The 16,448-nt window shown below is 29.1% G+C and carries 11 protein-coding genes and 1 other annotated feature; of the genes, 9 read left to right on the top strand and 2 right to left on the bottom strand.

Annotated elements, in window-relative coordinates; translation table 11 throughout:
* Window positions 1–181: 181 nt before the first annotated feature.
* The 6 genes from fliB (at window position 182) to TY07_RS07890 (ending at window position 8,126) form a co-directional block, all read left to right on the top strand.
* Window positions 182–1,429, top strand: a complete 1,248-nt coding sequence (fliB, locus tag TY07_RS07915; protein WP_042397791.1) for a flagellin lysine-N-methylase — start codon at window positions 182–184, stop codon at window positions 1,427–1,429.
* A 255-nt stretch (window positions 1,430–1,684) separates the two neighbouring features.
* Window positions 1,685–3,292 (top strand): family 20 glycosylhydrolase, encoded by a 1,608-nt coding sequence (locus TY07_RS07910; RefSeq protein ID WP_042397916.1) that lies wholly within the window; start codon window positions 1,685–1,687, stop codon window positions 3,290–3,292.
* Between the two features lie 199 nt (window positions 3,293–3,491).
* Window positions 3,492–3,833, top strand: a binding site (T-box leader).
* Between the two features lie 169 nt (window positions 3,834–4,002).
* On the top strand, window positions 4,003–4,485 hold the full coding sequence (locus TY07_RS07905; RefSeq protein ID WP_042397789.1) for an Lrp/AsnC family transcriptional regulator: 483 nt from the start codon (window positions 4,003–4,005) through the stop codon (window positions 4,483–4,485).
* Window positions 4,482–5,648, top strand: a complete 1,167-nt coding sequence (locus tag TY07_RS07900; protein WP_042397786.1) for an aminotransferase class I/II-fold pyridoxal phosphate-dependent enzyme — start codon at window positions 4,482–4,484, stop codon at window positions 5,646–5,648. Before TY07_RS07905 ends, TY07_RS07900 begins: the two co-directional genes overlap by 4 nt.
* 128 nt (window positions 5,649–5,776) lie before the next feature.
* Window positions 5,777–6,934, top strand: a complete 1,158-nt coding sequence (locus TY07_RS07895; protein WP_042397783.1) for an alpha/beta hydrolase — start codon at window positions 5,777–5,779, stop codon at window positions 6,932–6,934.
* A gap of 205 nt (window positions 6,935–7,139) precedes the next feature.
* Complete coding sequence (locus tag TY07_RS07890; RefSeq protein ID WP_042397781.1) at window positions 7,140–8,126, top strand: LacI family DNA-binding transcriptional regulator; 987 nt, start codon at window positions 7,140–7,142, stop codon at window positions 8,124–8,126.
* Between the two features lie 158 nt (window positions 8,127–8,284).
* On the opposite strand, the gene gtfA is transcribed toward TY07_RS07890, so the two are convergent.
* Both gtfA and TY07_RS07880 read right to left on the bottom strand, forming a co-directional pair.
* On the bottom strand, window positions 8,285–9,748 hold the full coding sequence (gene gtfA, locus TY07_RS07885) for a sucrose phosphorylase (RefSeq protein ID WP_042397777.1): 1,464 nt from the start codon (window positions 9,746–9,748) through the stop codon (window positions 8,285–8,287).
* Between the two features lie 22 nt (window positions 9,749–9,770).
* Window positions 9,771–10,727: a carbohydrate kinase family protein gene (locus tag TY07_RS07880; protein ID WP_042397774.1), complete on the bottom strand. Its 957-nt coding sequence runs from the start codon at window positions 10,725–10,727 to the stop codon at window positions 9,771–9,773.
* 195 nt (window positions 10,728–10,922) lie between these two features.
* Between TY07_RS07880 and TY07_RS07875 the strand changes: the two genes are divergently transcribed.
* The 3 genes from TY07_RS07875 (at window position 10,923) to TY07_RS07870 (ending at window position 16,388) form a co-directional block, all read left to right on the top strand.
* Window positions 10,923–13,709 carry a glycoside hydrolase family 3 protein gene (locus tag TY07_RS07875; RefSeq protein ID WP_042397771.1) on the top strand — a complete coding sequence of 929 codons (2,787 nt, stop codon included), beginning with the start codon at window positions 10,923–10,925 and terminating at the stop codon, window positions 13,707–13,709.
* A 153-nt stretch (window positions 13,710–13,862) separates the two neighbouring features.
* Window positions 13,863–13,937 carry a hypothetical protein gene (locus TY07_RS18875; RefSeq protein WP_242858424.1) on the top strand — a complete coding sequence of 25 codons (75 nt, stop codon included), beginning with the start codon at window positions 13,863–13,865 and terminating at the stop codon, window positions 13,935–13,937.
* Between the two features lie 261 nt (window positions 13,938–14,198).
* Window positions 14,199–16,388, top strand: a complete 2,190-nt coding sequence (locus TY07_RS07870; RefSeq protein ID WP_042397767.1) for an alpha-galactosidase — start codon at window positions 14,199–14,201, stop codon at window positions 16,386–16,388.
* Window positions 16,389–16,448 lie beyond the last annotated feature (60 nt).

Genomic DNA, 16,448 nt, shown 5'->3' with positions numbered 1-16,448 from the left:
TGCACTCCTTTTTATTATAAGATAAATGTTAGGTTAGGATAATTTATAGATAACTATAAAAAGTTTGATATAATGGTGTTAATATTGGAAATAACTTAATTAATAATAAAAAAGCATGTAAGAAAATATTAATTAACTTTATAACGAGATTATTATAGAGAAAGTTTAAAGGAAGTAAACAATGGTGAAAAATATTAAAAAAATATATCCAAGATATTTTGAAGAGTTCAAATGTATAGGAGGAAAATGTGAGGATAGTTGCTGTATTGGTTGGAATATTGATATAGATAAAATAACATTTAAAAAATATTTTAAAGTTAAAGATCCAGAAATGAAGAGAATGTTTCAAAAGAATGTTCAAAACAATGAAAGATGTAGTAGTGAAGATATTGATTATGGAATAGTTAAATTGAAAAAAGATAAGAGATGTCCGTTTTTAGATGAAGAAAATTATTGTGTCATTCATTCAAATTTAGGTGAAGATTATCTTTCAAATGTTTGCACATGTTTTCCAAGAGTAACTAATAAAATAGATGATACTTATGAAATGTCTCTTGATGTAGCATGTCCAGAGGCAGCAAGACTTATTTTATTAAATAAAGAAGGCATAAAATTTGTTAGTAAAGAAGAATCGATTGGCAAACATATAATATCAGCACAAATAGATAGCAAAATTAAAGAAGTTCAAAATTCACCTTTAAGATATTTTAGAGAAATAAGAGATTTTTGTATAGATATAATTCAAAATAGAGATTTTAAGCTAAATGAAAGATTATATATTTTAGGGGATTTTATAAATAAGCTTGAAGATAAGTTTAATAGTAATTTAGGGGACATAGCTAAATTTATAAGTACATATGATATTAAGAGAGCAGCTAAAGAATATTCAAGTGATGATATAAATTCACTACTAGGAAATGATAATATGAATTATATTATACAAATGAATTTCTTTATAAAGATGCTTAAGATTTTAAAGGTAGATAAAGAAGTTGAAAGTATTACATTTAAAAAGTATACAAAAGAAATGCTAGAAGGATATAAGATTGAAAGTGATAAATCCATAAATGAAAATGCACTTTTATATATAAAAGCTTTTGATGAATATGAGGAAATTATAGAAAATGAATATAATTATATATTTGAAAATTACTTAGTTAATTTTATTTATAATAATATGTTCCCATTTAATGAGGTATTAACACCATTTGATAGTTATATAATGTTATTGATGAGAGTAGCTTTTATCAAATTTTATTTAGTAGGATTATATTTAAATGGGGAGGATAATAATAAAGAGAAAATAGTTGGGTTTATACAAGTGTTTTCAAAGACTATAGAACATCATAAAGTATTTTTAATTGATGCTTTAGCATATATAAAGAGAAATGAATTTAATAACATGGAATTTGCAAAAAATCTGTTATAGACTAAGAGACTGCTAATATTTAATATGATATTAGCAGTTTTTTTTAGTTATAAGAATTAATATTAAAAAAATGGCAAATAATAAAATTTATGAAAGCTATTAATTAAAAGAAAACTATTCTAATATTCTTCCAAGAAGTACATTGAATGTAAATTAAACTAGATAAATTAAAGACTTTAAATAGTTTTGATAAACTAAATTAAATATGTTCCTTTTGGTGAAATTTAGAATTTTATTTAAGGATGTGAACAAATGATGAAAAGAAAAAAAATTCCTCATTTTTATATTGCATTAGTTCTTATAGTAATAATAACAGTTACCACTTTTGGTACAATGAAAATGGAAGAAGATTTAGATAATGAAAAATATTTAGTTAAAGAGACATTTAATGCAGAAGGAAGTGAAGGTAAAATTAGTATTATTCCAAAACCAATAAGTATTGAAACTAATGAAGGAAGATTTATTTTAACTAATGATACTTCAATTTATGTCAAGGGAATTACTGATGAAGAAACAGAAGAGATACGATGGATAGCTGATTTTCTTAGAGAAAAGTTAAGTGCAGCTACTGGGTTTGAGTTAAATATTATAAAAGGGGATAAGCCACCAGAAGGTAGTATTTACTTAACTACAATTAATACAAATCCTGAACTAGGAATAGAGGGATATAATATATTATCCACTCCTAAAATAGTTAAAATATCAGCATATAAACCAGAGGGAATAGCAAGAGGAGTACAAACATTAAGACAAATGCTACCAGCACAAATTGCTAATAGTACAGTAGTTAATAATGTAGAATGGACTGTTCCAGCATCAATTATTAATGATAAGCCAGTGTATAGCTATAGGGGCTTAATGATTGATGTAGCAAGGCACTTTTTTACTGTAGATGAAATTAAGAGACAGATAGATTTAGCAGCACAATATAAGATAAATAGAGTACATTTACATTTAAGTGATGATCAAGGATGGAGATTAGAAATTAAAAAATATCCAGAATTAACCCTTATAGGTGGAAGTACAGAAGTTGGTGGAGGTCCAGGAGGATATTATACACAAGAACAATTTAAGGATATTGTTAGTTATGCTATGCAAAGATATGTTGAAATAGTTCCTGAGTTTGATATGCCAGGACATACTAATGCAGCGCTAGCTTCTTATGGATTTTTAAATCCTAATGGTAAAAAGGCTCCTTTATATACAGGAACTGATGTAGGATTTAGCTCATTTATGGCGCATAGTGAAAAAACTTATGAATTTATAGAGGATGTAATAAAAGAAGTTGTTCAAATTTCACCTTCTAAATATATTCAAATAGGTGGAGATGAAGCACTTAATACTAAAAAAGAAGATTATGATTATTTTGTAGGAAGAGTTGCTAAAATAGCTCAAAAGTATGGGAAGATACCAATAGGTTGGGATCCAATAGATACATCCCCAGAAATAAATTCAAGTGTAATACTACAAAATTGGAAAGATTCTAATGAAGAAGCTGTAAAAAAGAATATGAAAATAATAGTATCAATTGCAAGTAAAGCTTATTTAGATATGAAATATAATGAAAAAACACCATATGGACTTGATTGGGCAGGGTATATTCCAGTAGAAACAGCATATAAATGGGATGTAACAGATTATGCACCAAAGAATTTGGCTTTAGGATTAGAAGCACCTTTATGGACTGAAACAATTTCTACACAAGAACAAATGGACTATATGATATATCCAAGACTTCTTGGATATGCAGAAATAGGTTGGACTCCTAAAGAAAATAGAAATTGGGAAGAATATAAAATGAGATTAGAAATGCAAGAAGAAAGACTAGGATATGAAGGGGTGAACTATTATAAAGAAAGTTAGGGGAAGTTAGTAAATGGTAAAATTTAAAGTGAATTATAGAGTTTTATTATTGACTTAAAAAAGGATATAATAGATAATATTATAAAGAAACATCTTAATATTTTAGATAAAAGAGAAAATTTAATTTCTTAAATTGAGAATTCTTGATTTTCTTTAAGAAGTTCTTAAACTTTTAGTAAAATATTATTTAATATTAGAGTTAAAGATTATGATAAGGAAGAGTATTTTAAGCTATTATTTTTAGAGAGCTAAGGTATGGTGAAACTTAGTAATAATACTTTTAAGAAGCAGCCTTTGAATCGCTTTGTTGAGAACTAAGAATTTTCTTAATGTAGGCAAAGTCGTATTTCCTAACGTTATAAGGAATAAAATATGAATGTGTCTCCAAGTTTTACTGAAAGTTATATATGAAATTTGGCAAGACGAATGTACAGCTCACTTATTGATAGAAAAGAGCTTAATTAATTTATATTTTACTGAGTGAGTAAAGCAATTTACTTATTAGGGTGGTACCGCGGAATTTTATAGCTTCGTCCCTTCTATTTTATAGAAGGACGAGGCTTTTTTTAGTTATGAGTTAATAATTAATAGTTAGAAGTAAAGGAATAAAATCAGCTAATGCAGATTTTAAAATATATTAAAAAACTTTTTAAGGAGTTTTAACATTAACTAATAACTCTAAATTACTAACTATTTAAGGAGGGTTTATCATGGAAGAAATTTTAGAGATTTTAGAGCAAAACAGTAGATATACTGATGAACAAATAGCTGTTATGGCAGGTAAAACAGTAGAAGAAGTTAGAGAAGCAATTAGAGATTATGAAGAAAAAAGCATAATTGCGGGATATACAACATTAATAAACTGGGAAAATACAGGAAAAGAAACAGTTACTGCATTAATTGAAGTTAAGATAACGCCTCAAAGAGGAGAAGGATTTGATAAGGTAGCTGAAAGAATATATAACTTTGATCAAGTTAAAGCCTGTTATTTAATGTCTTCAGGAGGATTTGATTTAACGGTTATAGTAGAAGGAAAAACAATGAAAGAAGTTGCAATGTTTGTATCAGAAAAATTAGCAGTTCAAGATAATGTAATAGGTACAGCAACTCATTTTGTATTAAAGAAATATAAAGATCATGGAACTATATTTAAAGAAAAGAAAGCTTCTAATAGGGAGGTAATATTTATATGATGCTAGAAAATATGATAAGAAAGGAAGTTAGAGAAATGCCTCCTTCAGGTATAAGAAAATATTTTGACATAGTAAATGAAATGGAAGATGTAATATCTTTAGGGGTAGGAGAGCCAGATTTTGTTACACCTTGGAATGTTAGAGAAGCGGGAATATATTCTTTAGAGCAAGGTGATACTCAATATTCTTCTAATGCTGGATTTATAGAACTTAGAGAAGAAATAGCTAAGTATTTATATAGAAAATTTGATTTAAAGTATAATCCTAAGGATGAGATTTTAGTTACTGTTGGTGGTAGTGAAGGTATTGATATTGCATTAAGAGCATTAACAGGACCTGGAGATGAAGTAATTATTCCAGAACCAAGCTTTGTTGCATATAAAGGATGTACTGCATTTACTGGAGCAACTGCAAAGATAATAAATCTTAAAGCAGAAAATGACTTTAAGTTAACAGCACAAGAATTAGAAGAGGCAATTACTGAAAAAACAAAGGTAGTTATAATTCCATTCCCCAATAATCCAACAGGGGCAATAATGACAAGAGAAGAATTAGCTCCGTTAGTGGAAGTATTAAAAGATAAGGATGTAATAGTTATTTCTGATGAAATTTATGCAGAATTATCTTATGATAAGCCACATGTATCTATAGCAAGTTTCCCAGAAATTAAGGATAAAACACTTGTTATAAATGGATTTTCAAAATCTTATGCTATGACAGGATGGAGACTGGGATATGTATGTGGACATCACATTCTTTTAGATGCTATGAAGAAAATTCATCAATATGCAATAATGTGTTCACCAACAACAGCACAATTTGCAGCAATCGAAGCATTAAAGAATGGCGATGAAAGTGTTAGTAAGATGGTGAAGGAATATAATAGAAGAAGAAGGGTCTTGGTTGATGGATTTAGAAAACTTGGATTAGATTGTTTTGAACCATTAGGAGCTTTTTATGTATTCCCATGTATTAAGTCAACAGGAATGACATCTGATGAGTTCTGTGAAAAGTTATTGCTACAAGAAAAAGTACTAGCAGTTCCAGGTAATGCATTTGGTGAATGTGGTGAAGGATTTATTAGAGCATGCTATGCATCATCTATGGAAAATATAATGGAAGCTTTAAAGAGAATTGAAAAATTCTTAAATGAAGTTAGATAATGTAGTACACTGGACCTTTGTGGTCCAGTTTTTTTACATATATAAACTATATTGTTAAAATATAAATATTTAGAACTATGTAAACGTTAATGGTATAATAAAAGTGATAAAGGTAGGAGGGAGTATTTATGAGAAAATATCCAGAAAAATATTTAGAAGTGTTAAAAAATGAAGTAAATATAATAGAGAGTAATGGGGTTAAGATAATATTTAAACCAAGCCCTGGAGAAAAAAGAGATGGTTACTTAGATCCATGTGAAAAGGAAATAATGGATGGACATTGGGCAAGTAAAAGCAATGATAAAGAAGAGAATCAGAAAGATGTAAAAGAAAATGTAGATAAATCTATGGAAAATGATGAAATGACTACATTAGATATGGTAATTTCGACGATTAGAGATAGTATGGGATTCCCTAATTATAACTTAAATACAGTTGAAATTTATACAAAGTTTGAAACTATTACTGATAGTGGAAATGAAGTAGGATTATGGCGTTACTATCCAAGAAATTTAGATAGAAATAAAAATAATAAAGCATTAGTGTTTTTCCATGGTGGTGGATGGATTGGAGGAACTACATATGTAGTAGAAAATTTCTGCAAATTGATTGCAGAAAAAGCTAACTGTGTAGTCTTTAATGTAGATTATTCACTAGCTCCAGAAAAGCCATATCCAAATGGATTAAATGATAATTATTATGCAGTAAAGCATATATATGATAATGCTGAAAAATATAGAATAGATAAAAGTAAAATTGCAGTAGCAGGGGATAGTGCTGGTGGTAACTATACTGCAGCCATATCATTAAAAGCAAGAGATGAAGAAGTACCTATGATTGCATTACAAGTCTTAATTTATCCAGCAGTAGCAATAGGAAATGCATGTGTTCAAGGATATAAGTGGTCAGAAGATATGATAGAGATTGCTACAGAATTAGAAGAAAAGGTGAGACCATTGACTGGTTTAGGAAGACCTAGCAAAGACTTAAGTGATCCAATGTTGGCAAGCTATTTACCTAGCTTTGATTTAGTTAATGATCCATACGTGAGTCCTATGATGGCAAAATCACATGCTAACTTACCAAAAGCAATTTTAGTAGGTGCAGAATTTGATGGACTTCGTATTCAAACAGAATTTTATGCAAAGCAGCTTCAAGATGCCGGCGTTGATGTTACTTGCTATAGATATAAAGGTATGACTCATGCATTTATTGATAAGTTAGGATTTGTTCCTCAGGCTGAAGATTTAGCTGATGTAATATCAGATGCGATAAAAAATTTATAAGGTATAAAAAGATATATGAACTGTATTGAAATAAAGAAATTACAAATAGTTTCAATACAGTTAATTTTTTTTTAGTAATTTATGTTGATATGATAAATAATATATTTGCTTACTATTAATATATGGTATATAAATATGATATACTTAAAGTTGATTTAATAAATGATTTATAAACAATATTTTAATGAGATAGGTGAATAAATAGATGGCTACGATAGTAGATGTTGCAAGGTTAGCAGGTGTTACTCCAACCACTGTATCACGTGTTATTAATAATAGAGGATATATTAGTGAAAAAACAAAGAAAAGGGTTCATGAAGCTATGGATGAACTGGGATATCAGCCTAATGAAATAGCACGTTCCTTAACAAAACAAAAAAGTAATACAATTGGAGTTATAGTACCTCATATATCTCACCCATACTTTGCAAAATTAATAAGTAATTTAGAAAATGAAGCAGCTAAAAAAGATTACAAGATAATATTATGTAATAGTAAAGAAAAAGCTGAAAAAGAAAAGCAATATTTAGATATGTGTAAAAGTAATAGAGTTGCAGGGATAATTATATGTAGTGGAAATGTTGAATCTAATAAGATTAATACAGGAGGTATTCCAGTAGTATTATTAGAGAAAAATTTTGAAGAAGGTAAGCTTGGAATTCAATGTGATAATTATCAAGGTGGAAAGCTTGCAACAGAGCATTTAATAGAATGTGGATGCAAAAAAATATTACACCTTAGTGGAGTAATAGATGAAGAAATGCCTGCTGATAATAGAGAAAAAGCTTTTATAGATGTATGTAGTAAAAATGAGATTGAGTATTTTATAAAGAAATATGATATAGATACATATAATCAAATGAATTATTACGATTATATAAAAGCAGCACTAAATGAAATAGAAGGTGTTGATGGAATATTTGCAAGTAGTGATTTAATAGCTGCACAGGTTATTCAAGTTTGTAATGAAATAAAAATTAGGATACCGGAAGATATTAAATTAGTTGGCTTTGATGATGTTGATATATCACAATTAACAACACCGAGGATAACTACTGTACATCAGCCAATCAAAGAAATGGCAAGGCTTTCAATTGAATTAATTGATGCTAAATATAATAATATAGAGGTAAATGAAAAAACTATATTACCAATTAAGTTAATTATTAGAGAGAGTACAGTGAATAAATAAAATTATCTATGGAGTATTTTAATATAAAAAAACTACCCCAGGTGGATTTACCAGGGGGAGTTTTAAGTGTGCTATGATGTATCGTTCATTATTTATATATTTAAACTTAAGAGAATGAATAGAATTATCTATTATTATTAAGTTAAAATACCATATCATTAAATAGTGTATCTTTCAACAATACCATCATCATTTATATATTTAATTGTAGATTTGCTAGTAGTTAAATCAACATTTAAAGTACAATATTTATTATCTTTTTTCCATGTTAGGATGATTTCAGTATCACTTGAAGGTTCAACAGTGAAGTCTCCATCAAATGCAGGATAATCATTTCTAAAGTCAATTAGCTTAAGTAATCTTTGAACTACCTCTTGACTATATGCTTTATCAATTTCTTCTAAAGTAAAGTTATGTCTATTAATTTCACGACCTTCTCCAGTACGAGTAACATTTTCAACATCATTTTCGCCAGCTAATAACCCAACATAATAAACTTGTGGAATACCAGGGGCAAAGAATTGAATTGCTCTTGCGCTTAAGTATGCATCATCATTGCATCCTAAAACTGAATAGTAAGAACATCTTATTTGATGAACATCAAATCCATCTGGACTCTTATGAGCATCAGAATGAACTAAGCTTAAATTTGCACCATGATTTAAGCAATGATCAACAATCTTTCTAGCATCAGCTGTAGATACTAAATCATCAAGATCAGGTTTTACAGGAATACCATCATGGCAATCTAACATTGTAAATTGATTAGTTGGTCTGTTTTTTAAGTAGTCAGTAAGTGCTGAACTTGATTTGTTAACTAATGTGCTAAGTATAGTATATGGTAATATAAAGTCATATATATAGTTACCGTATTTAGCTAACTTATATTGAGTAGTATAGTGGGAATGAACTTCAGGTAATAAATCAATATCTAAAGATTTAGCTAAATCAGATACCCAGTCTAAGAACTTATATATTTCAGGTTCAACGAAGAAACAACTAGTTCCAAGTTTCTTTATTACATATCCAACAGCATCAAGTCTTACAATTTTAACATTGTTTTTGTGGAAGTTTTCAAAGAATTCCTTTAATAAGGCTCGTACAGCTTCAGAATTTATGTCTAAATCAATTTGTTCTGAAGGTGTTTCTTTACCAAAAGTAGTCCAAACAGAAACTTCTTCACCTTTTATATTAAATGTTGAATAAGGAACTTGTCTACGTAAGAACATCTTATTTATATCTTCCTGAACTGGTTTGCCATCGGACCATATTTTATCTAATGTTATAAATAAATTTGCATATTTTGAATCTCGCCCATTCTTTAAGAAATCTTGGAAAAATACAGAGTTTTTAGAAATATGATTAACCATTAGATCAAGAAGGATATCATAGTTTTCAGCTAATTTACGAATATCTTCCCAAGTACCAAATTGAGGTTCTATTTCTAAGTAAGTTAGTGGCGCGAATCCCCTATCTCCTGATGATGGGAATGGAGGAAGTATATGAATACCACCTTTAAATGTTTTTGGAAAATATTTTGTAAGAACATTATTTAATGTTTTTAAATCTCCACCAAGAGAATCAGGATAAGTTATAAGTTGAACTTTATTTTTAACTGCCATTTTTATATCTCCTCTTAATTAATTATATATTATAAATTGTTTTTAATTCTTCTATTGAAGGCAATTTAGCAATTGCTCCTACATGTTTAAGTTTGAAGGCACTTGTTGCAAAACCTATATTTAAAGCTTCTTTTAAAGTGTAATTGCTAGTTATAGCTGTGTAGAATCCACCCCAGAAAGCATCTCCAGCACCAGTTGTATCAATAACTTCAGTAGCTAAAGTATTGAATTTGATAGTTTTAGTTCCGTCAGAAACTATTGCACCATATTTACCTAAGGTCATTATTACAAGCTTTGCACCACACTCTATAAATTTGTTTACATGATTTTCAGGAGTATCAGGTCCAAAAATTCTTTCAGCATCAACTTCAGAAGGCTTTATAATATCTACTTTACCTATAAGGTTTTTTATATATTCTATTCCATCATGTCCTTCTTCCCAAATCATTTCGTGATAATTTGGATCAAATCCTATAAGAACATTATTTTTTCTAGCTTCTTCAATAACCCTTTCAATCATTTTTCTTGATTTTGATTGAGAAATAGGCCAGCAAGAAAAATGAACTATTTTACTATTTTTTAATGTTGAATCTATGTCTGAATTATATTCTAAGTTGTAATCTGCACTACGATAGAAAATTGGTAGTGGAGTTTCTTTGCTCTTAGTTACAAGTACCATACTTGTAGAATGATTTACTGAGTTAATTAAGTTTGTGTCAATGTTATTGTTTTTTAAGTGATTAATTAAAAACTTACCTAATCCGTCATTTCCAACGCAAGCTGTTATAATAGGATTACCACCAAGTCTTTTTATATTCATAGTTATATTAGCCGGTGAACCACCAAAAAATCTTGAATATTTATTGGAGTTGAAATTAGTATCATAATCATCAGAAATCATATCTACTAAAATTTCCCCAATTGTAAATACGTCATTTATTTTATCTTGGAATTGTATAGTATTACTAAAATTAAACATTGTTACCTCCAAATAGTTTTCTATAACTAGAGTATAGATATTATTTACTAATATGTCAATCGCTTGACATATAAAATTAATTTTTTTAAGTTTAAAAATATGGATAATTTTACAAAAACATAGATGGTATAATATAAGGAGATAATAAAAATATATATGAATGATAAAGGGTGAGAATAATTTAAGGAGGATATTATGGGGAAATATAGCTTAGATTTAAAGGAATATGCAAGGCTTGCTAGAGAAGTTGCAGCTGAAAGCTGTGTATTATTAAAAAATGATAATAATACACTTCCACTAAAAAAAGGAGATAAGGTAGCAGTTTTTGGTCGAAGTGCTTTTAATTATTATAAAAGTGGATTAGGTTCTGGAGGACTTGTAAATACAAGATATGTAGTAAGTATATTAGATGCTTTAAGGAATGAAAAGGATATTGTTTTAGATGAAGATTTATTAGAAATATATAGTGAGTGGATTAAAGAAAATCCATATGATGAAGGACATGGATGGGGAACTGTACCTTGGTCTCAAAAAGAAATGAAATTAGAAGATTATATAGTAAGAGTAGCTAAGGAAAATGATATTGCATTAGTTATGATAGGCCGTACTGCAGGTGAGGATCAAGATAGTAAAAATGAGGCTGGAAGTTATCTTTTAACAGATGTTGAAAAAGATATGATAAAAAAAGTGAGCCAAGCATTTAAGAGAACTGTAGTAGTTTTAAATGTTGGTAATATTATAGATATGAAATGGGTAGATGAGTATAACCCATCAGCAGTACTTTATGCTTGGCAAGGTGGGCAAGAAGGGGGAAATGGAGTTGTTGATGTTTTAACTGGAAGAGTAAATCCATGTGGAAAGTTAACTGATACTATTGCAAAAAATATAGAAGATTATCCATCTACTAAAAATTTCGGAGATCCAGAGAGAAATTATTATGAAGAGGATATTTATGTAGGGTATAGATATTTTGAAACTTTTGCAAAAGAAAAGGTTATGTATCCTTTTGGATATGGATTATCATATACAAGTTTTGATATTAAGGGGAAATTACTTGAATCAACACATGAGGAAATAGTTGTTGAAGCAAATGTAACTAACAATGGCAATATGTCAGGGAAAGAAGTTGTACAAGTTTATATAGAAGCGCCACAAGGTAAACTTGGAAAGCCAGTAAGAGCTCTTGTCGGATTTAAGAAGACAGGTATTATTAAACCCGGTGAATGTGAAAAGTTAATAATAAATATACCTAAAAGTTATATAGCATCTTATGATGATAGGGGTGTAGACGGATATAAATCTTGTTATGTCTTAGAAGAAGGTTTATATAAGATTTATATAGGATCAGATGTTAGAAATGCTGAAGAATCAGGGCAATACGATGAAAAATTTACAATAGTAGAAAGTTTAGAAGAGGCTTGTGCACCAATAGTTTATTTTAAAAGAATTAAGCCTGTATTAGATGAAAATAATAAATTTAATATAGAAAATGAAGAAGTTCCTGTGAGAAGAATAAATCCTAAAGAGAGAATGTTTAAAAATCGTGATGAAGAAATAATTTATACAGGGGATAGAGGCTATAAGCTTGCTGATGTATTTGAAAATAAAGTAAAGTTAGATGATTTTGTAGCACAGTTAAGTTACAATGATTTAATTTGTATGTTTAGAGGAGAGGGAATGTGTAGTCCTAAGGTTACTCCAGGAACAGCAGCTGCATTTGGTGGAATTACTAAATCATTAAGAAACTTTGGAATACCTGTTGCATGTTGTGCTGATGGTCCATCAGGTATAAGAATGGATTGTGGAACAAAGGCATTTTCACTGCCAAATGGGACAGCATTAGGATGTACGTTTAATGTTGATTTAGTTAAAAAACTTTATAAAATGACTGGAATAGAGTTATGTAGAAATAGGATAGATTCTCTTTTAGGACCTGGAATGAATATTCATAGAAACCCATTAAATGGAAGAAACTTTGAGTACGTATCAGAAGATCCAATACTAACTGGAAAGATAGGTGCAGCTCAAGTTATTGGTATTCAAGAAGCTGGATCTACAGCAACAATTAAACATTTTTGTGCCAATAATCAAGAGGCTTCAAGGCGTTTTGTAGATTCAATAGTATCAGAAAGAGCACTTCGTGAAATTTATTTAAAAGGATTTGAAATTGCAGTTAAAGAAGGTAAAGCACGCTCTGTTATGACTACTTATAACCCTGTAAATGGGATATGGACAGCAGGAAGTTATGATTTATGTACTACTATTTTACGAAAAGAATGGGGATTTGATGGTATAGTAATGACAGATTGGTGGGCAGAAGCAAATACTGAAGGTGAAAAGTCTACAAGAGGAAATAAAGCTCCTATGGTGCTAGCACAAAATGATTTATATATGTGTGTATCAAATTCATTAGAAAATCCTGAAAATGACAATGTTAAGGAAAGGTTTGAAGCTGGAGAAGTTACAAGAAGTGATTTGCAAAGAAATGCTAAAAATATATTAAAATTTATTATGAAATCACAAGCAATGTTACATGAGCTAAATTTAATAAGTAAAGAAGATTTAGAAGAAATTAATGCACAAGATGATGATGGGAATATTTCACTAGGGGATATTGTTTATTATTATGCAGATAAGGATAGCAATGATATTATTATAGATGCAAGCAGTTTTAATAATAAAAAAGGTAATTCAGAAGTGTTTGGAATAACTTTAAATGAACTTGGACTTTATAACATTGAAGTAACAATGAAATCAGAACAAGGTCCATTAGCACAGTTACCGCTTTCTATTTATTATGATAATGCATTAAAGGAAACTATTACTATTAGAGGAACGGAAGGTAAATGGGTTACTGAAAGTAGGGAGCTTGGATTTGTTTTTGGGGTAAATCATTATATTAAATTATACTTTGGAGCAAGTGGACTAGATATTGATAAAGTAGTTATTAAATTTGTTGGTAAAGGAAAGTTACCATTTTAAAAAAAAGATAAGAAAAGTGTAGTTACCTTTAGGGTCAATTAAATATTTAACTTGACCTTGAAGGTAATTTGTGGTCATAGATAGTTGGGTTTCTAAGGCTTATAGGGGGAAACTGGAATTGCTTTATATACATTAATATATAATTCTTATGGAATGAGACTAGTTGCACATGAGCCTTTTGCTTCTATTGAAGTAGAAATAAGTGATTATAGAAACCATTTTTTGTGAATTGAGTATACAAGCTAATTCTATACTGGAAAAAGATATTTTTATATTTTCTAAATAAATTTTTGCTAAAATAAATATCTACAACTATATCTTTATTAACTATCCCTAAGTATGCTCATCATACTATATTTTTATTATACAACATTTAGACATATATTAATGACATATGGTCATAGTTTTAAATTATATCTAAAAGTATAATATAACTATAGCATGAAAACGTTGTATAGAAATGGAAACATATATAAGTAGGAGGATAATATGGGAATTGTATTTAATGAAGATAATAAATTATTTCACATTCAATCAAAAAGGACTAGTTATATTTTAAGTGTTTTAGAAACAGGACATTTAATTAATCTATATTGGGGAAGAAAAATTAATTCTAATAAAATAAATTATGTAGTTAAAAAGAGGGCGTGTGGAAGCTTTTTAGCGGATTTAGACAATATAGATGCATTGCACTTAGAAGTTATAGCACAAGAATATCCAAGCTATGGAAATCCAGATTTGCGTTCACCTGCAATTCAAGTAAAGCTAGCAAATGGAACTACAGTAACAGATTTTAGGTATGAGAGTCATGAAATTTACAGAGGAAAGAAAAAACTTGAAGGATTACCTGCAACTTATGCTGAAAAAGAAGATGAAGTAGAGAGTTTAGAAATAACATTAAAAGATGAAGTAGCTAACTTAAGAGTTATATTATCTTATACTGTATTTGAAAATTATGATTCAATAACAAGAAGTTGTAAAGTTATAAATGATAGTAATGATGAAGTTGATATATTAAGAGCTTTAAGTGCGAATGTTGATTTTACACATAGTGAGTTTGATTTAATTCAATTATCAGGTTCTTGGGCTAGGGAAAGACATATAGTAAGAACAGCTTTAAGAAGTGGTGGACAATGTATTGAAAGTAGAAGAGGAGCAAGTAGTCATGCTCAAAATCCATTTATAGCATTAGTAAGTAAAGATGCAACAGAAGATAAAGGAGAGGTTTATGGATTTAATTTAATTTATAGTGGAAACTTTTTAGCTAGTGTTGAAGTAGATATGCATAGTAATGCAAGAACACAAATTGGTATAAATCCATTTGATTTTACTTGGAATTTAGAATCAGGACAATCATTCCAAACACCAGAAGTTGTTATGGTATATTCACCTAATGGATTAACAGGAATGTCTCATATTTATCATGATTTATATAGAGAAAGATTATGTAGAGGAGCTCATAGAGATAAGGAAAGACCAATACTTATAAATAATTGGGAAGCAACATATTTTGATTTTAATAATGAAAAAATTAAAGAGATTGCTAAGGAATCTAGTAAGCTTGGGATAGAATTATTTGTTTTAGATGATGGTTGGTTTGGAGAAAGAAATAATGATGATTGCTCACTTGGAGATTGGTTTGTAAACGAGGAAAAGCTTAAAGGAGGATTAAATTCTTTAGCTACAGATATTAATAAAATGGGAATGCAATTTGGTTTATGGTTTGAACCAGAAATGATTTCACCAAAAAGTAAGTTATATGAAGAACATCCAGATTGGTGTATTCATATTGATGGAAGAATAAGATCCGAAGCAAGAAAACAGCTTATATTAGATTTATCTAGAGATGAAGTTTGTGAAGCTGTAATAAAAATGCTTACAGATGTGTTGAAATCAGCACCTATATCATATGTTAAATGGGATATGAATAGAAATATGACAGAAATAGGATCAACAGCATGGCCTGCAAAAAAACAAAAGGAAATTGCTCATAGATACATGTTAGGTTTATATAAAATATTAGAAAATATAACTTCTAATTTCCCTAATATACTATTCGAAAGTTGCTCTGGTGGCGGTGGAAGATTTGATGGTGGAATGTTATACTATATGCCACAAACTTGGACAAGTGATGATACAGATGCAATAGAAAGATTAATGATTCAAGAGGGAACGTCATTAGTATATCCAACCAGTTCGATGGGAAGCCATGTATCCGCTGTACCGAATCATCAAGTTCATAGAATTACACCACTTAATACAAGGGGAGTAGTAGCAATGGCAGGAAGCTTTGGTTATGAATTAGATGTAACTAAAATGAATGAAGAAGAAAAAGAAGAAGTTAAAAAGCAAGTTGAGTTTTATAAAAATATTAGAAGTACTGTTCAATTTGGAGATTTGTATAGATTGAAAAGCTCATTTGATAGTAATGAAGCAGCTTGGATGAATTTATCTAAAGACGGCAAAGAAGTAGTAGTAAGTTATGTTAAGAAGTATGCTGAAGCTAATGTAATACCAAGAAGATTAAAAGTTAAGGCTTTAGATGAAAATTCATTATATGAAGTAATTGAAACTGGAGAAGTATTTGGTGGAGATGAACTTATGTATATAGGGCTTGAAATTGGAGAACTTATGGGAGACTATCAAGCTAAGAACTGGACTTTAAGAAAAGTTGATTAAAAATTTATAATATAAATATTAAGATAGCATAAATTTAAATAGTAGTTTTATGCTATCTTT

Origin of the sequence: Clostridium saudiense (assembly GCF_000577815.1) — a bacterium.
In the GTDB taxonomy this organism is placed as follows: Bacteria; Bacillota; Clostridia; order Clostridiales; family Clostridiaceae; genus Clostridium; species Clostridium saudiense.
The sequence above is the reverse complement of the archived record's forward strand: the minus strand, read 5'-3'. Positions and strand labels throughout refer to the sequence as shown.